Raw genomic sequence first — 17,850 nt, 5'->3', positions numbered from 1 at the left:
AATTATGATTATTTAGTATTTTCGCATAGTATGCTTACCAAAAAATGCTATCCACTTGCTAGATTTTGCAATTTTTTATATTTTCTTTATCGTTTTTTTAGATTTACTGAGATTTCCCATAAATTTAAGGCCGAAGCCCTCCCAGCGCCACAGTGTGCAGTTTCCATTAGTGTCTTCAAAACTGATAATCTGTGTGTTTTTTTCCATAATTTCCATACTATTTATAAGAATCCCTGTCTCTGAAGCAAACCATTTTTGTGAAACTTTGCCATCCTTATCTATTCCATATATAAAGACATGCTGGGAATAGTTCTTTTCATCTGAGGTAATCCAGAAAGGTCTGTGCTTACCAAAAAGCCCCTTCTTCCAGACAACGGTAACTAATTCCGGAAGTCCATCTCCATCAAGATCAGTACTTAAGGTATCTTGAACCTTTATGCCCTTGTCTGTCATAAAGTATTCGCCTGTGGAATCACAAGAAACCTCCATGTGTTTATCTGCTAATTTCACCGTGACTATTGCGCAATCATCATCATCCTCAGTTCTTTCACCCGTTTTCAGCAGAACTTCATAGGTTTCTTCCTGCCAGTTAACCCAGGCTGGGATATAATTTCTTTTACTGATTATTACTAAAACGCAAATAGCTACCACTATCCCTAAGGATAGCAGTAGCCATTTTATTATCTTGGTTTTGCAAGTAGTATTTTTCATCATTTGCCTACTCTGTAGCTTGTGGTCCAGTCTGCACGCTCATAAGGATTCTCAACTTCAACCCAAGTCCAGTCATTATCTGTATCTATGTATCCACCCTTAAGCATATCAAGCCACTGGCTGTCTGTAAGGCGGTTATCAATGTTCTCTTCAAACTGATAGAAGCTGTAGACACTTCCTACTCCAAGGTGCAGCTCTCCATCAATAGGAAATACTACATAAACTGCATCAACTGTACCTGTGGCAACTTCAAGGACTGTTCCGTTAGGATCTGTAGCTATATCTGTAACAACAGCACTAGGAGCCTGGTCACTATGTACAGGAGATCCATCCTCATCATCTTTGTTTACTTCTCTCCAGAAGTGCTCTATATAGCCGCCATAGCATCTGATAAACTCATAATCATCATCGCTGAGGGCTTCATTACGAAGCTCTTTTTCTGAGATAGTTAAAAGAGTTCCTGATATTTCCGCAAGTTTATCAAGGTTCTCTTTTGATTCATCGCTAAGCATTCCGTAGCCTTCAAGGCCTTCCTTGGTCTTCTCTGAAAGGAATTTGAATCTGCTATAGATAACAGGCTGTGGATCCACATATCCTCTGTCATCCAGGACCTCTTCATCTCCGCCGCCCATCTCAGCCATGGCCTGCTTAGCATAAAGAACTGTATCATGCTTAAGCTCAACATAGGAACCTGCAAAGGTCTCAAGATTCTTCTTGGTCCATTCCTTATTCTGCATATATGTAGGATAGCCTTCACCCTTCTGTTCAAGAAGTGGTCTTAAGGTATTGAGCCATCCTGCATAAAGGCTGGCATTCCAGAAGGCCGGATCATCATTATTGAAGTGCTGTGACACTATTGTCATATTGTCAGTATAGTTTTCAAACTCTGTGGCACCCTTCTCCTCAAGGATTTCCATGGCAACCTCTGATCCAAGAGCTGCAGGTGTATCAAGGGCATCCGGGAGATATCTTCTGTCACCATCCGGATTTTCTTTTACCGCACTGTAAATCAGTCTCTGCATTATAGCAGCATCAATAGTAAATCTCTGTCCCATGAATCTGTAGGAAGGAATAATAGGATCCTCGCCTTCCATTACAGGAATTGAATTGATCTCAGGCATCTTAAGTTTTTTTGCTGCCGCCATCACCTTGTCAAAAGATGCTGTATCTGCAGAAAGAGATGCAAGCTCCGGAAGCTGACCATAAGCATCAGTTACCAGTCCGCTTAATTCCACATATCCGGGATCATCTGAAGCTCCGGCAAAAAAGCTTGTGATCTTATAAATACCATCCCACTTATCCTGATTCGGGTTAATCGCAAGAGTCTGAAGAATTGCACTCCTTACCATATCTTCATTTTCAAGGTCATATGGGATTCTTCCATACCACATCATAGCCCTAAAGTACTGTTCAAGCTGCTCATCACCTTCGTAGTAGCCACGAACCTTGTACTGGGTGTAATCCTCCATAAGTCCAGTAAGTGCACAGGTATCTATGCCTGCAGCTTCCATGACCTTGTTATACTCGCTCTTGATGATTTCTTCATTATCAGCTAGTGCAGTGGGCATTTCAGGCTTCTCTCCAAGAAGAAGGTTTCCGATATAGAAAAGGGCCACGTTTCTTCTTGCTGCGTTATCCCAGTCAGTTCCTGCAAGTTCATCAAACTGCTTCTCTGAAACTTCCAGCATTGCTGCGCTAAGCCTTGTAAGTTCACCTGCAAGATAGCTTTTTTCCGAAGTTCTCATAAGATATGCAAAATACAGATGGTAAGTATGCATCAGAGAATCCACGGTAACAAAGTTAGGAATCTGACCGTAGCGATTACCTTCATATACGTCAAAAAACTCATTACCGGATTTGGGGTCAACAAAGAATCCATTTTTAGAAAGAAGCTCTTTGTTTTTCTGGGGATTGTTGTACTGATTATCATTCTCCGGATCAAATTTATATTCCAGATACGGATTGATCACGACATTAGATAAATCCTGTTCCACAGTATAGCTCGGAATCGATGGAACAAGATTTGGATCATAATAGATGGTCTCTTCACTTCCAAGAAGAGAACCTTTGGTAGAAAGCGGTACCACTTTAGTATTACTGTTTGTGTCTGCTGTTTCCTGACTTTGCTCGGTCTGTTCTGCTGATGGTGCATCATTTGTAACATCTGCCCCGTTTTCTGTAGGGACATTTCCTACTGACGAGCACCCGGTCAGCATGGCCATCGTTAATATAGCTGCTAAAACTCTTCTTTTCATAACTTCCTCCTACTTGTAATGTCAATTCAACGTTCTGCCTGTTTACTATGAAAACAATATCTTAGCTTTATCTGTTGCTCAACTGATATTCCTTACTGTACCTATGGATACATAATTATCAAGAACTGCGCCGTAATCAGTGCCTTCGTCTGTTTCCGGCTTAAACACTCCGTCAACCATAAGGCTCACACCGCCATTTGCAAACTCTTCCACGGGTCTGTAACTGTCTGTATAAAAAGACTTTCTGGATACCCGTCTGTCTCTTAATACTCCCTTACATTCCTCAATCTTGCAATGTGGGAAATTCACGTTCCAAATCTGGCCTTCCACATATGGCTTATCAATCAGTTCTGCCATTATGTCTCTAAGGTACTTATCTGTGACTTCGTGAACTCCCGTCATTCCTTCTGAAAAGGCAATTGACAGTATCTTTTGGAATTCTCCTTCAAAGGCCGCTCCTGCTGTTGCAGAATACTGGATGTCACTTGCAACGTTGTAGCCAAAGTTTATTCCGGACATGATAACATCCGGCTTTTGCGGCATAATACTTAGCACTCCGACTCTTACGCAGTCTCCGGGCGTTCCTGTGCAGGAAAAAGCGTGCACTCCCTCCACTTCAAATTTATAAGGATGTACATCTATCGGATGACGAAGAGTTATGCTGTGTGAAGCTGCGCTTCTCTGGCTCTCCGGAGCAACAATCCACACTTCTCCGAATTCCTTGGCAGTCTCGGCAAGCCTTCTGATTCCATCAGACTCTATTCCATCATCATTAGTTATCAAAATTCTTCTCATATAATAAGCTCCTAAGCATCATTAACACCCATGGTCTAAGACCCACATATCCATAATACTATTTATAAAAGTTCTATGCAAAATATGGCACTTTATATCCCCAAGATGTAAAATGAAACCATGCAAAACAAAACTAATGTTCGCCAAAATTATTTCATAGCGATCGATCTTAAGTCTTTTTATGCCTCTGTTGAATGTCAGGATATTAAGCGAAATCCACTTACCACCAATCTGGTTGTGGCTGACAGAAGCAGAACAGAAAAGACTATTTGTCTTGCAGTTTCACCTGCACTTAAAAAGTATGGAATTCCCGGAAGAGCAAGGCTCTTTGAAGTTACTCAGCGGGTAAAAGAAATAAATATAGAAAGGCTTCGGCACGCTCCGGGCCGCAAATTCACAGGTGAATCCGATGATGAAGAGACCCTTCAAAAAGACCCATCTCTTAAGCTTTCCTTTATTGCAGCTGTCCCCAGAATGGCTCGCTACATGGAAATCAGTGCACTGATATATCAGATTTACCTTAGGTACATTGCCCCTGAAGATATCCACGTTTATTCCATTGACGAAGTTTTCATGGACGTTACCAAGTACCTCAAGATTTATGATAAAACTCCCAAAGAGCTGGCCCAGGAGATGATAAAGTCTGTCATGGAAGAGACCGGAATCACAGCAACTGCCGGCATCGGAACAAATCTTTATCTTGCTAAGGTGGCCATGGATATCGTAGCCAAGCATGTTGAACCGGATGAAAACGGAGTACGAATCGCTGAGCTTGATGAGATCAGCTATCGCCAAAAGCTTTGGGATCATGAACCCCTGACTGATTTTTGGCGGGTGGGAAGAGGCTATACCAGGAAGCTCAAATCTCTCGGTCTTAGCACCATGGGTGATATTGCAAGATGCAGTCTTGGCGGTGAGAGAGAGTTCTTTAACGAAGACCTTCTGTACAAGGCCTTTGGAATAAATGCCGAGCTTTTAATTGACCACGCCTGGGGATACGAACCCTGCACCATGGAAATGATCAAAGCGTACAAGCCCGATAATAACAGCGTAAGCCAGGGCCAGGTCCTTCACTGTCCCTATACCTTTGATAAAGCCAGGATTATTGTCAAAGAAATGGCAGAAGCGCTGGCTATGCAGCTTATGGAAAAAGAGAAGGTCACTGACCAGCTGGTTCTAGCTGTTGGTTACGACATAGACAGCCTCAAAGACCCTGAGATAATGAAAAAGTATCACGGGGATATCACCAAAGATTATTACGGCAGGCTTGTTCCGGCCCATGCACACGGAAGCATAAATCTTAAGGATTTTACTAATCTGAGTAACCATATTATTGAAGCTTCGTTGCAGATTTATGACTCACAGGTTGATGAATGTCTTTTAATAAGACGTATAACCATAGCGGCCGGCCACGTTCTCAGTGAAGCTGACGCCGTTAAATCCAGGGAAGAATCCTATGAGCAGCTTTCTCTTTTCGTTGATTACGAGGAAAAAGAGAAAGAGAAGAATGAAAACGAATCTAAAAATGCCAAGGCCAAAGCCCTTCAAAAGGCCACTTTGGAGATTCAAAAGAAATATGGAAAAACGGCTATTGTCCGCGGAACCTCCTATGAAGAGGGCGCTACCGGGTTGGACAGGGCAAGACAGATAGGTGGACACAAAGCATGAGCATGAATGAATACAAAGACATGATTTATATGGATAGACCAATTTCCAAAAAGCATGCTCCGATGCCTCTGGAAAATCGTGCCGCACAGTTTATGCCCTTTGCCGCCCTTACCGGCTACGATGACGCTGTTAGCGAAACAGCTCGTATTACCGAAAAGAAAATCGAGCTCAGCGAAGATGAAAAGGCTGAGCTCGATCAAATACTATCTGATCTTAATTTAGTTATTTCTAAGCGCCCCAAGGCTTCAATCACCTATTTTGTGCCTGATGAAGTTAAATCCGGTGGAGCATATGTTACCATTACTGCTAATATCCGCAAGATTGATTCCATCAGCCGCATTGTTATGCTTATGGATAAGTCAACAATTGCCATTGACGATATCATCAGTATCGAACCGGAAGATGTACAGTCATCATCCTCTTAACATGAACTTCCTTGCCACTCCAATTGCAACCTTGTATGGGAGAGGGCGAACCACCTTATCTGCCTCTTTGATCATCTTTCTGATTGGTATGCTCTGAGGGCAGTGCTGTTCACATTTTCCACATTCTATGCACTGAGTTGCAAAGGCCGGATCTTTCTTGAGGGCAACAGTCTGGAAATACTCGCCTCTGGCTGCGGACTTACTTTCAAGTGTGGTCATATTATAGCATCTGAACAGGGCAGGAATATCGACACCTTTAGGACAAGGCATACAGTATCTGCATCCGGTGCAGCCCACAAGTTCTGTCTCAGATATAATCTTTTTTACCTTCGCTATAAGTTCAAAATCCTTGTCTGTAAAAGAACCTGCTGTAGCATTAGACGCTATTCGGCAGTTCTCCTCAACCATTTCAAGAGAATTCATTCCTGACAAAACGCAGGTAACTTCCGGCTGATTCCAAAGCCATCTAAGTCCGTATTCCGCCGGAGTATAGCCTGTAGCCTGGGACTGTATAAGGGCTTTTGCCTTGGTCGGAAGGAGATTAACCAGCTTTCCTCCGCGAAGTGGCTCCATGATAACTACAGGAATTCCCTTCTTGGCAGCATGCTCGAGGCCTTTTCGGCCAGCCTGAGTATATTCATCCATATAGTTATACTGTATCTGGCAGAAATCCCAGTCATAGGAATCCAGAATACCTATGAAATCCTCTGTATTTCCATGATAAGAAAATCCGATATTCCTTATCTGACCGGTTCTTTTCTTTTCCTCAACCCATTCTCTAATTCCAACTCTCTCAAGCTTGTCCCACTGATTCATGGCGGTCATATGATGCATGAGATAGTAGTCCACATATGTAGTACGAAGCCTTTTTAGCTCCTCTTCAAAATATTTATCAAGGGCAGCCCTGCTTCCAACCAGATACTGTGGAAGCTTGGTGGCTATGTTTATCTTTTCCCTTATTCCGTTCCTCTCCAGGATTTCCCCAAGAGCAGCTTCACTTCCGGAATAAACATAGGCCGTGTCAAAGTAATTTACGCCCATTTCATAGGCTTTCATTATCTCTTTTTCAGCCTTGTCTATATCAATGCCGCGGCCATTTGTAGTAAATCTCATACATCCATAGCCAAGGATTGATATTGGTTCACCGTTTCTATTCTGCCTGTACTCCATAATAATCTCCTAAAATGTCCAAAAGAAACAATTCACTTATCTTAACCTAATAGTTTTTACAAGCAGATTATATAATTCTATTATGGTTTTGTAAAATTATATTTTATAAAATATTAAACAAATTTCAGAAGCCTCTTTTATGCGAATTATCTTATGCAACATTTTTCTTTTACCCTTTGTTATATATTTGTAAACTGACATACATGTGTTATTATGATAAAGGTTTAAACGAATAGAGGTATTAGAGGAGGATTTATCATGTTTTGTCCAAATTGCGGAACAGAAGTAACAGAAGGAACAAAGTTTTGCCCTAACTGCGGTGCAGATATTCAGGCAACAATAGAAGCAGGCGCTGCAGCTAATATGAACGCTACTAATCAGCAGCCACAGATGCAGTCTCAGCCAACTGGCTTTGATTACAACAGCTATCAGCAAAATACTCAGCAGGGTAATCCACAGCAAGGTTTTGCTCAGCAGGGAGCACCTTATTACCTTAATATTGCAGGTATTCAGAAAAGAGATCTTGCTATCGCTATTATCCTTTCAATCGTAACTTGCGGTATTTACGGAATTTACTGGTTCATCGTTCTTACAGATGAGACCAACCAGATCACAGGCAAGACAGATCTTGCATCAGGTGGTCTTGCATTCCTTTTCTCAATCATTTCTTGTGGTATTTACTATTTCTACTGGTCATACAAGATGGGAGAGAAGGTTGATATGATTAAGGGAAATCCTAACGGAAGCACTTCAATTCTTTTCCTTATTCTGAGCATCTTCGGTCTTGGTATTGTTAACTACATCATTGCTCAGGATGCAATCAACAACCTTGTATCTGCTTGCTAATTACCAGGCTAACTGATTACTAATTAAAAAGAGATAGGTCGCACAATGCGGTCTATCTCTTTTTTATGTTTATCTTTTCAAGTCGAAAAATTACTTTGCAAGTCTGATTACGTTCCAGCTCTTTGCAGGAAGTGTGCTTGTAAGAACGCCCTTAGTAACCTTAGAGTTCTTAGTTGCATCTACAGGCTTAACGTTGTCAGGCTTCTTCTCTGTGTTAACAGCCTCAAGATCCTTGTGTGTAAGAACACTGTGCTCAACAACCTTGTAATCAGCAAACTGTCTAAGGTCGCAGGTAAGCTCAAAGTCATCCTCAAGATTCTTGTTAACAGCAAAGAGTGTTACTGCATCATTCTCCTCGTCAGCTACAACTACGCAGTCAACATAAGGAGCATCGCCGTGCTTGGACTCATAGGTAGGAACCTTAACAACAGTGTTGAGTACCTCTCCACGTCCGTAAACGCTGGTCTGCATGTATGGATAGAAGATTGTCTGTCTCCATGCACCTGTATCAGATGTCATTATAGGAGCAATAACGTTAACAAGCTGAGCAAGGCATGCAATCTTTACTCTGTCAGCATGACGGAGCATTGTGATAAGCATAGAACCAACAAGAAGTGCATCCTCAAAGTTATATACATCCTCAAGCTGATGTGGGTGCTCAACCCATTTCTCAAGCTTCTTGTCCTGTTCATTTGAGTGATACCATACGTTCCACTCGTCAAATGAAAGGTTGATATCTTTCTTCTTTCTCTTAACAGCCTTAACGTAATCACAGATGCTTACAACCTGGCTGATAAACTGATCCATAGCTACGCTGTTAGCAAGGAAGTTAGGTGTATCGTGCTCTGCATTTCCATAGTACTGGTGGAGTGAGAGATAATCGATGTTGTCATATGCACACTCAAGAACTGTTCTCTCCCAGTTACCAAATGTAGGCATTGTAAGGCTAGAAGATCCGCATGCAATAGTCTCAATAGTAGGATCAACCAGCTTCATGATCTGACCTGCAAGATCTGCCTTACGACCGTATTCCTCAGCTGTAAGGTGTCCTGTCTGCCAAGGACCATCCATCTCGTTACCAAGGCACCAGAGCTTGACTCCGTATGGATCCTTAACACCGTTTGCAATTCTCATGTCAGCATACTTGGTGCCGCCCTTGCTGTTGCAGTATTCTACTACGTTCTTGGCATCATCTATTCCTCTTGTACCAAGGTTTACAGCATACATAGGCTTGGTTCCGCACTTCTTACACCAATCCATGAACTCATCAAGACCAAACTGGTTAGTCTCAACAACGCCCCATGCAAGCTCTATTCTGCGAGGTCTGTCCTTCTTAGGTCCAACGCTGTCTTCCCAGTTAAAAGATGATACGAAGTTTCCGCCGGGATATCTTACGATTGGAACACCGATCTCCTGGATAAGCTTCATAACATCCTTGCGGTAACCATTCTTATCAGCGAATTTATTACCGGGCTGATAAATTCCCTCATATACGGCTCTTCCAAGATGCTCAATAAAAGAACCAAAGATACGCTCATCAACCTTACTGATAGTAAAGTCGCGGTCAATACAAACCTGTACTTTGTTTTCTGTTTTTGCTTTTTTCATTTTAAATACCTCTAAAATAATTTACAGTCATATGAATAATATAATACATTCTTTATAAAAAGAAAATGGAAAAAACCCAATTAATTTGTAAAAAAAATGTTAATATGTAATTAAATAGAGGAGATTATTATGAGTAAAAAGAATTCACTTTTGAAACTTGGCATATTCTCTACTTTTTTTGGTGGGGTTTATGCCTTTAGTAGCTATATCTATAAGATATCCAGCGTTCCAAAACAGCACACAGATGCAGATGACGACAGAGACTTCGACCCGGCCATTACCGAGGGCAGAAGATTTGTCAGAAACCATCCTGACAGACAGGATATGTACATTGATTCTATTGATCAGCTAAAGCTCCATGCTTCCTACATTCCCGCCAAGGAAGAAGGTCACCGCTACGCGATCATCATCCACGGTATCTGGGATAATCACGAAGCTAACGGTATTTATGCAAAACACTACCTGGATAAAGGCATAAACTGTCTTCTTCCAGACCTTAGAGGCTTTGGCAAGAGCGAAGGCAAGTACATTGGATATGGCTACGATGACAGACTTGATATTATCGAGTGGATCCACTGGATCGTAAAAAGAGATCCTGAAGCCAAGATCATTCTTCATGGAATGTCCATGGGTTCTGCCACAACTTTGATGACTACAGGTGAGCATCTTCCAAGAAATGTTAAGGCAGCAATTGCAGACAGCGCCTATGCTACACTTCGCGAACAGTTTGCCCATACTTATAAATCATTTAAGGGCTCTGTTATTCCTGTTCCGATAGCTCTTTTCCTGGCAAGGGTAATGATCTACTTAAAAGCAGGCTATGATATCAATGAGGTTAATCCTATTGAAGCAGTTAAAAACTCATCTACTCCAACACTTTTTATTCACGGAGATGATGATACCTTTATTGATCCTCACATGTGTTCAAGACTTTATGAAGCAGCAAAATGTCCTAAGCAGTACTGCATGATCTTAGGAGCAGAGCATATTGAGTGTGTTGTACGAGATCCTGTAAATTACTGGGGTAAAATTGATGCTTTTCTTTCTGATCCTAAAATTGAATTTTAAAAGACACGCGGGAAAGCCCGCGTGTTTTTATATTACTGACAAAGATTTCAGAACGAACAACCAGAATGTCAGGGAAAATGAGCATCCGAAGGTTGTCATCATAATAATGCTACTACTAAGAGTTCCGTCATGTCCCATGTTCTTGGACATTACAAAGCTTGATACCGTAGTTGCTGAGCCAAGCATAACAAGGAGTGCGATAATCTGCTCGTTTCTAAAGCCAAGAAGAACAGCAATCGGCATAAAGATTCCAACCAGTGCAAAGAGCTTGATAAAGCTGGCTGCCAGTGTGGGTTTGATCTTGCCAAGAGCTTTCTTAAAATCGAAGGTTGCTCCCATGGACATAAGTCCCAGAGGAGTAGATAAGCCTCCAATATCAGAAACCATGTGCCCTAAAACCTTGGGCATTGGCAACTTTAAAAGTGACCATATAAGTCCACAGAAAATACCAATAAGAATAGGGTTTGTTATTATTCCGAGAGCTGTCTTTTTGATCAGCTCTTTTTTAACATCCTCTGAATTGTTATCCTCACTTGTATACCTTCCGATAACCACAGACTTGGGAGCTGTAAGCATCAGAATGGTTACGGCAAAAATATTATAAAGGGGCACACTACCAATGATCATGAGCGGCGCCATTCCGGTGCTTCCCTCGCCATAGATGTTATGAATAAAGGCAATTCCAAGAAGGGCAGCACTGGAGCGGTAGGAGCCTTGGATAAATTCTCCGCGCTCCGCCTTATTCTTGATAAAAGGCTTTGAAATCAAGGTAATAATAACAATACTTAAAAAGGTTGCCGCAAAGCAGAACAGTACAAACTTGCCATTCCAGGTTCCTGCAAAATCCTGCTCTGCAAGGTCTTCGAAAAGAAGTACTGGAAGAGCAATTTTAAAAACAAACTTGTTCATCCAGGTTGCGGCCTTCTCATCGATAATGTGAAGCTTATTAAATATGTAGCCAAGTACCATTAGCATAAATATTGGTAATGTGGCATTTAAACTAAAGATAAGATTTTCCATTTATTCCTCTTCCTGCCTCACTTAAGTATCAATCCGACAGGACAGTGGTCTGATCCGAGCGCATCCGCATATATCTTGGCATCTTCTACATTAGGCATAAATTTCTCGGATACCACAAAGTAGTCAATACGCCAACCTGCGTTCTTGGCTCTTGAATTAAATCTGTAGGACCACCAGGAATATGCACCCTCCTGGTCAGGGTAGAAATGTCTGAAGGTATCTACAAGGCCTGAGCCTACAACATTATCAAACTTAGCTCTTTCTTCGTCTGTAAACCCCGCATGGCCTCTGTTTGGCTTAGGGTTCTTAAGATCTATTTCCTTATGAGCAACATTGAGGTCTCCGCAGTATATAACCGGCTTTTTCTCCTCAAGCTTTTTGATGTAAGCAAGGAAATCATCCTCCCAAACCTGCCTGTACTCAAGCCTTGAAAGGTCCTCTTTTGCATTTGGAACATAAACTGTAACCAGGTAATAATCAGGATATTCTGCGGTAATAACACGGCCTTCGTGGTCATGTTCTTCTATTCCAAGACCATAGGTTACTGAAATAGGCTTTTCTTTTGTAAAAATAGCAGTTCCTGAATAGCCCTTTTTCTCTGCGTAGTTCCAGTATTCCTCATATCCGGGAAGGTCCATTTCAATCTGTCCCTCCGAGAGCTTGGTCTCCTGAAGGCAGATTACATCAGGTTTTTCTTTATCCATAAATTCCTGAAAGCATCCCTTTGATACACAGGCGCGAAGTCCGTTAACATTCCATGATACTAACTTTTTTCCCATAGTCTCTCCATTCATTTATCTGAGATTAATATCTAGAACTATTAAACCTCAAATGAAATGTATTCGCAAGGATGCGCGTTTTCTTTTACGCAAACTGTGCCATATAAAGATCGTAGTAGGCTCCGCGCTTGGCAATCAGCTGGTCGTGGTTTCCGGCCTCCATAATGCCGCCGTTATTTATGACAAAGATTCGGTCTGCATTCTTGATGGTTGAAAGGCGGTGCGCAATAACAAAGCTTGTACGGCCTTTCAGAAGAGCCTGAATTCCTTTCTGAACCAGCATCTCTGTATGTGTATCGATACTACTTGTAGCCTCATCAAGGATAAGTATCTTAGGCATGGATATCATGGTTCTGGCAAAAGCAAGAAGCTGTCTCTGACCGATTGAAAGGCCTGCACCTCTCTCTTTTAACTCAGTATCATAGCCCTTTTCAAGGTTCATGATAAAGTCGTGGGCGTTAACAGCCTTGGCTGCAGCTATCATCTCTTCCTCAGTTGCATCAAGCTTTCCATACATGATGTTTTCTCGCACTGTGCCGTGGAAGATAAAGTTATCCTGAGTCATGACACCCATCTGTTTACGAAGGCTATTGATGGTAACGTCAGTAAGGTCGTGGCCATCAACCAGTATCTTGCCCTTTTGGATATCATAGAATCTGCTGATAAGGTTAACGATAGTTGTCTTACCGGCTCCGGTAGGGCCAACAAGGGCAATTGTTTCACCGGGCTTAACGTTGAAGTTAACATTCTCAAGAACCTTAGTCTGAGTCTCTGTTCCTTCATCGTAGGTAAATCCCACATTTTCAAAGGAGACGCTTCCTTTAATATCAGGAAGTTCGCAGGCGCCATCCTTATCAAGGATTTCAGCTTCTGTATCAAGGATATCAAATACTCTTTCAGCTGCAGTAATATTGGTAATCAGCTGATTGTAGTAGTTGGAAAGACCCATTATAGGACTCCAGAACATACTAGAATAGCTGGCAAATGCTGTGATAAGGCCAACAGAAGCAGCTGTATAGCCAAGGAATCTTATGGCAACAAGGTACAGTATCATGCTGCTGATGGCCCAGCTCATGTCGATTGAAGGGCCAAAGAGATCTGATGCGCTGCAGGCAGAGATATAAGCATCTCTATGGGCATTGGCCAGTTCTCTGAAAGTCTTTTTGGTCTCGTTTTCTGCATGGAAGCTCTGAACTACTGAGATTCCTGCTATGTCCTCATGAACGTAAGCATTCATATTTGAAGCTTTTTTACGGACATCCTGCCATCTTTTGTGGTTCATATTTCTTATCCAGAAAATGCTCACAACCATAAGGGGCAGGGAAGCAAAGCAGCCCAGGGCCAGCTTCCAGTCTTTTACCAGCATGATGATAACTACGCCAAACACAGTAATAAAGTTTGGAATCAGGTTAGTAATGGTATTGGCCATTACGTCTTTCATTGAGTTTACGTCACCAATGATGCGGGCCAGGATCTTACCTGTTGGTCTGTTGTCAAAGAATGTGAAGGACAAAGTCTGGATGTGCTCATAAAGTTCCTGCCTTATATCAAGAAGAACCTTATTGGCAACCTTGTTCATCATATACATTCTGAGCTTAACAAAAAGAATATATGTAACGCCTAAAGCTACAATAATTGTAGCGATTGTAATAAGACCTCGAATATTCTTATTTGCCACATGTACGTCAATGGCGTACTCAATAAGAAGTGGACTTATAAGACTAATTCCCACGGTAATTATAAGTGAGATAAATACCGGGATTATTTCTTTTATATGAGGTCTCAGATATCTGATCATTCTGACAAATATCTTTTTTCGGTCCGTATTGGACATTTGCTCATCTTCACGAAATGAGTTAGCTGCCATTACGCACTCACCTCCATTTCTGCATCGGCGCCATACTGAGCTATGTAAGTCTCATAGTACAGGCCTTTCATCTTAAGAAGCTGCTCATGTGTACCACGCTCAGCGATTCGTCCATCCTGTAAGTAGATGATTTCATCTGCATTTCTTACGGCAGATATTCTGTGAGCTACGATAACACGAGTAGTACTCTTTATTTCATCAAGTGTCTTTTGAATTTCTGACTCCGTTTCCATATCAAGAGCAGATGTGGAGTCGTCAAGAATCAGGATTGGAGCATTTTTGGATATAGCTCTTGCGATACTGATTCTCTGCTTCTGACCACCGGATAATCCAACGCCTCTTTCACCGATTACGGTTTCATAGGAATCTTCAAGCTTTTCAATGAAGTCTGAGGCCTTAGCCATCTTGGCTGCTGTCTTGATTTCATCCATGGTCATATCATCTTTTCTTCCCATGCGGATGTTTTCTTCAATTGTGTCAGAGAAAAGAAATACATCCTGCATAACAACTGCAGTTGCGCTTCTTACCTGCTCAAGCTCCATATCTTTTATCTCTGTTCCATCCAAAAGAATATTTCCACTTGTGGGATCATAGAAACGCTGGATCAGGTTGATAATTGTGGACTTTCCCGAACCTGTCTGTCCCATGATACCAAGAGTTTTGCCTGCTCTCAGCGAAAAGCTTACGTCTGAAAGAACCTCTTTTCCGCCAAGTTCAAGAGATACATGGTCAAATTCAATCTCTCCTTTAACCTTATCCACATGGACCGGATTCTCACATTCAACCAGAGTTGAATGCTCGTTATAAATCTTTTTGATTTTCTTCATTGAAGCCAGTGAGCTTGAAAATTCGTTGGTTATCCATCCAAGCTCTTCCATAGGCCATGTGCAGTTTCTGGTGTAAATAATGAATGCTGCAAGACTTCCAAGGTTCATGTGTCCATTTATAACTGCGATTCCGCCAAGTACTGCAACTGCTACAGGAAGAAGTGTTCCAGCCAGCATGAATACAGGATAGAATTTAATAAGAGCCTTAGCTTCTTCCATGTTGAGGTCATAGTATCTTTTGTTATGCTTAAAGAACTTCTTGATCTCGTAGTCTTCTCTTGCAAAGGCCTTAACAGTTCTGACACCAGCAAGGTTTTCCTCTGCGGTTGTGGTCATCTCTGCATTTTCTTCACTGATAGCGTCGTAGACCTTATCAAGCTTTTTCTCCATGATGATGGCAGTAGCGCCGCAGATTACCATGAATGTAAGAGGTAAAAAAGTAAGCGGCACATTTATTGAGAACATGAAATAGAGGATAAGTACAGAGTTAAGTGTTACCTCCATTCCTCTCATTGCAACCATTCCTACAAGCTGATATATCTTATCGATATCGTCCTTAACTCTTGCCATCAGCTCACCGGTGCTGGAATCATCGAAATAATCCAGGGACAGACTCTGGATGTGGTCAAAGAGATCCTTTCTCATTTCGGTTCCAATAGTGATGCAGTTCTTATCAAAAGTAAATTCCTTGTAATAGCCAAATACACTTCTGCCAATACCAATAAGGATTATGGCAACCAAGAGATATGGGAAATAAGTGTAATTTTGGCCAACAAGTACTTCGTTAACTATTCGTTCTGTAACTTTAGGGAACATCATGTCAAGGGCAATCGCAATCAGCATGAAAACAGTTGCCATTGTATATGTTGCCCAGTGCTTTCGCACATAACTTCCAAGTGTGTTCATTGTCCCTCCCTTTAAATAAGCAGCTAACAGAATAAAAAACATCAAGTCAAAGAATTAAGTATTTATCTGTTAGTATGAATTGGGTTTCTAAAGCATTATCCCGGGTGCGTGTTACGTTGTTAGAAAACGGGCCCAGTTTCCTAACAGGCATAAAAAAACCCCAGGTAAATATTTAACTTACCTGGGGAATGCATACGCAACAAATATTCAGATTAAGAAATAAGAGCATCTGCCTTATCTTATCCTAAATATCCCATCCCGAGGTAAAGTAATAGCATGAAATTTCGCATTCGCAAAAAACATATTCGCCACTGTAAATGTCATAATTTTTTACCTCGCTTTCTTTAAAATTTATCAACTCGTAGCTAAGCTGATACGTTGATAATGGCACAATAATATTTCATTGTCAATTGAATTTTTAAAATTTTCATACAAATGTCAGTAAATTCTGAGATTTGAAATGTAAAATAATTGTTGACAATCTAATTACCTCGGAGTATTATTTTTACTAACTTAATACTTTAAACCGATGAAGCGGAGATAACGTCTATGATGCCTTCACAGAGAGCCTGGTTAGCTGAGAACAGGTAAGATACACATATTCAAATGGACCGCTGAGGGTGCAGTCAAATGTGTTTTATTACACAGAGTATTCTGCAACGGAAGGCTCTCGTTAGAAGCCATAGATATGATGTATTACCGCTTTTGCTGGTGGTAAACTGTATCTGATAAGCGCGTAGTTTACTACGAATTCAAGGTGGCACCGCGGATAGTATAAATGTACATTCGTCCTTGGCAGAAGATTATTCTGCCAGGGACTTTTTTTTGCTCAAATACAAAAGGAGAGAATGAACATGATCAAAGAAGCAATCGTAAAAATCGTAAACAAAGAGGACCTTACATATGATGAGGCCTATGCAGTAATGAATGAAATCATGAGTGGCGAGACAACACCTACTCAGAACGCTGCATTTCTTTCAGCTCTTTCTACAAAGAGCGCCAGAGCAGAGACAACAGATGAAATTGCCGGATGTGCAGCAGCCATGAGAGAGCACGCAACACAGGTTGAGACCGGAATGGATATCTTTGAAATCGTCGGAACCGGCGGTGATAACGCTCAGAGCTTTAATATTTCAACAACCTCTGCTCTTGTTGCAGCAGCCGGCGGAATGAAAGTTGCCAAGCACGGAAACAGAGCTGCTTCTTCTAAATGCGGCACAGCAGACTGCCTCGAAGCCCTTGGTGTAAACATAAATCAGGATCCTGAAAAGTGCGTTGAGCTCCTTGAAAAAGCAGGAATGTGCTTCTTCTTTGCTCAGAAATATCATACTTCCATGAAATATGTTGGTGCTATCAGAAAAGAGCTTGGATTTAGGACAGTGTTCAATATCCTTGGACCTCTTACAAACCCAGGAAAGCCTTCAATGCAGCTTCTTGGCGTTTATGATGAATATCTTGTAATCCCGCTGGCTCAGGTTCTTATAAGTCTCGGTGTTAAGAGAGGAATGGTAGTTTACGGACAGGACAAGCTTGATGAAATTTCCATGAGCTCACCAACTACCATCTGCGAGATCAAGGACGGCTGGTATAAATCTTACACAATAAAGCCTGAAGACTTCGGATTTAATACCTGTACCAAGGATGATCTTGTAGGCGGAACTCCGGAAAAAAACGCTCAGATCACAAGAGATATCCTCTCAGGCAAGGAAAGAGGACCAAAGAGAGAAGCAGTTCTTTTAAATGCAGGCGCATCACTTTATATCGGTGGCAAAGCAGAAAGCTTTGCAGAGGGCGTTAAGCTGGCTGCTGAAATCGTTGATTCCGGTAAAGCTACAGAAACCCTGGAAAAACTTATCGAACTAAGTAACACAGAAAATGAGGCTATTGCGTAACACTCATAAATAA

The 17,850-nt window shown here is 41.6% G+C and carries 14 protein-coding genes; 5 read left to right on the top strand and 9 right to left on the bottom strand.

Annotation, left to right across the window (positions count from 1 at the left end; all coding sequences use genetic code 11):
* Positions 1-75: 75 nt before the first annotated feature.
* The 3 genes from G613_RS0103995 to surE all read right to left on the bottom strand — a co-directional run bounded on the left by G613_RS0103995 (position 76) and on the right by surE (position 3,761).
* Positions 76-714 carry a hypothetical protein gene (locus G613_RS0103995; RefSeq protein WP_029231430.1) on the bottom strand — a complete coding sequence of 213 codons (639 nt, stop codon included), beginning with the start codon at positions 712-714 and terminating at the stop codon, positions 76-78.
* Positions 711-2,966, bottom strand: coding sequence for a DUF3160 domain-containing protein (locus G613_RS0103990; protein ID WP_029231429.1), 2,256 nt, complete (start codon positions 2,964-2,966; stop codon positions 711-713). The genes G613_RS0103995 and G613_RS0103990 overlap by 4 nt, the downstream gene beginning before the upstream one ends.
* Positions 2,967-3,044: 78 nt before the next feature.
* Positions 3,045-3,761 (bottom strand): 5'/3'-nucleotidase SurE, encoded by a 717-nt coding sequence (gene surE, locus G613_RS0103985; protein ID WP_029231428.1) that lies wholly within the window; start codon positions 3,759-3,761, stop codon positions 3,045-3,047.
* Between the two features lie 120 nt (positions 3,762-3,881).
* Here surE and G613_RS0103980 point away from each other — a divergent pair, with 120 nt between their 5' ends.
* Positions 3,882-5,429 carry a Y-family DNA polymerase gene (locus tag G613_RS0103980; RefSeq protein WP_029231427.1) on the top strand — a complete coding sequence of 516 codons (1,548 nt, stop codon included), beginning with the start codon at positions 3,882-3,884 and terminating at the stop codon, positions 5,427-5,429.
* A complete protein-coding gene (locus G613_RS0103975; protein WP_029231426.1) occupies positions 5,426-5,854 on the top strand; it encodes a hypothetical protein in 429 nt (142 codons plus the stop codon). Before G613_RS0103980 ends, G613_RS0103975 begins: the two co-directional genes overlap by 4 nt.
* On the opposite strand, the gene G613_RS0103970 is transcribed toward G613_RS0103975, so the two are convergent.
* Complete coding sequence (locus G613_RS0103970; protein ID WP_029231425.1) at positions 5,843-7,024, bottom strand: aldo/keto reductase; 1,182 nt, start codon at positions 7,022-7,024, stop codon at positions 5,843-5,845. The two genes, G613_RS0103975 and G613_RS0103970, sit on opposite strands and share 12 nt — an antisense overlap.
* 258 nt (positions 7,025-7,282) lie before the next feature.
* Here G613_RS0103970 and G613_RS19010 point away from each other — a divergent pair, with 258 nt between their 5' ends.
* The gene (locus tag G613_RS19010; RefSeq protein ID WP_081647769.1) at positions 7,283-7,870 is read left to right on the top strand and encodes a DUF4234 domain-containing protein; all 588 of its coding nucleotides are present in this window, start codon (positions 7,283-7,285) and stop codon (positions 7,868-7,870) included.
* Between the two features lie 90 nt (positions 7,871-7,960).
* Here the strand turns inward: G613_RS19010 and arfA are convergent, their stop codons facing one another.
* Positions 7,961-9,478, bottom strand: a complete 1,518-nt coding sequence (gene arfA, locus G613_RS0103960) for an arabinosylfuranosidase ArfA (protein WP_029231423.1) — start codon at positions 9,476-9,478, stop codon at positions 7,961-7,963.
* Positions 9,479-9,607: 129 nt separating this feature from the next.
* On the opposite strand from arfA, the gene G613_RS0103955 reads away from it, so the two are divergent.
* Positions 9,608-10,546: an alpha/beta hydrolase gene (locus tag G613_RS0103955; RefSeq protein ID WP_029231422.1), complete on the top strand. Its 939-nt coding sequence runs from the start codon at positions 9,608-9,610 to the stop codon at positions 10,544-10,546.
* A gap of 27 nt (positions 10,547-10,573) precedes the next feature.
* Here the strand turns inward: G613_RS0103955 and G613_RS0103950 are convergent, their stop codons facing one another.
* The 4 genes from G613_RS0103950 to G613_RS0103935 all read right to left on the bottom strand — a co-directional run bounded on the left by G613_RS0103950 (position 10,574) and on the right by G613_RS0103935 (position 15,945).
* Positions 10,574-11,566 carry an AEC family transporter gene (locus tag G613_RS0103950; protein ID WP_029231421.1) on the bottom strand — a complete coding sequence of 331 codons (993 nt, stop codon included), beginning with the start codon at positions 11,564-11,566 and terminating at the stop codon, positions 10,574-10,576.
* A 17-nt stretch (positions 11,567-11,583) separates the two neighbouring features.
* A complete protein-coding gene (locus G613_RS0103945; RefSeq protein WP_029231420.1) occupies positions 11,584-12,345 on the bottom strand; it encodes an exodeoxyribonuclease III in 762 nt (253 codons plus the stop codon).
* Between the two features lie 85 nt (positions 12,346-12,430).
* Positions 12,431-14,212 (bottom strand): ABC transporter ATP-binding protein, encoded by a 1,782-nt coding sequence (locus tag G613_RS0103940; protein WP_029231419.1) that lies wholly within the window; start codon positions 14,210-14,212, stop codon positions 12,431-12,433.
* Positions 14,212-15,945 carry an ABC transporter ATP-binding protein gene (locus G613_RS0103935; protein WP_029231418.1) on the bottom strand — a complete coding sequence of 578 codons (1,734 nt, stop codon included), beginning with the start codon at positions 15,943-15,945 and terminating at the stop codon, positions 14,212-14,214. Before G613_RS0103935 ends, G613_RS0103940 begins: the two co-directional genes overlap by 1 nt.
* An 854-nt stretch (positions 15,946-16,799) precedes the next feature.
* Between G613_RS0103935 and trpD the strand changes: the two genes are divergently transcribed.
* Entirely contained in the window at positions 16,800-17,837 is a 1,038-nt protein-coding gene (gene trpD, locus G613_RS0103930) for an anthranilate phosphoribosyltransferase (RefSeq protein ID WP_029231417.1), read from the top strand.
* Positions 17,838-17,850 lie beyond the last annotated feature (13 nt).

It is taken from the genome of Butyrivibrio sp. VCB2006 (genome assembly GCF_000420945.1).
In the GTDB taxonomy this organism is placed as follows: domain Bacteria; phylum Bacillota; class Clostridia; order Lachnospirales; family Lachnospiraceae; genus Butyrivibrio.
Note: the sequence above shows the minus strand (reverse complement) of the source record. Positions and strands in the feature narration are given on the sequence as shown.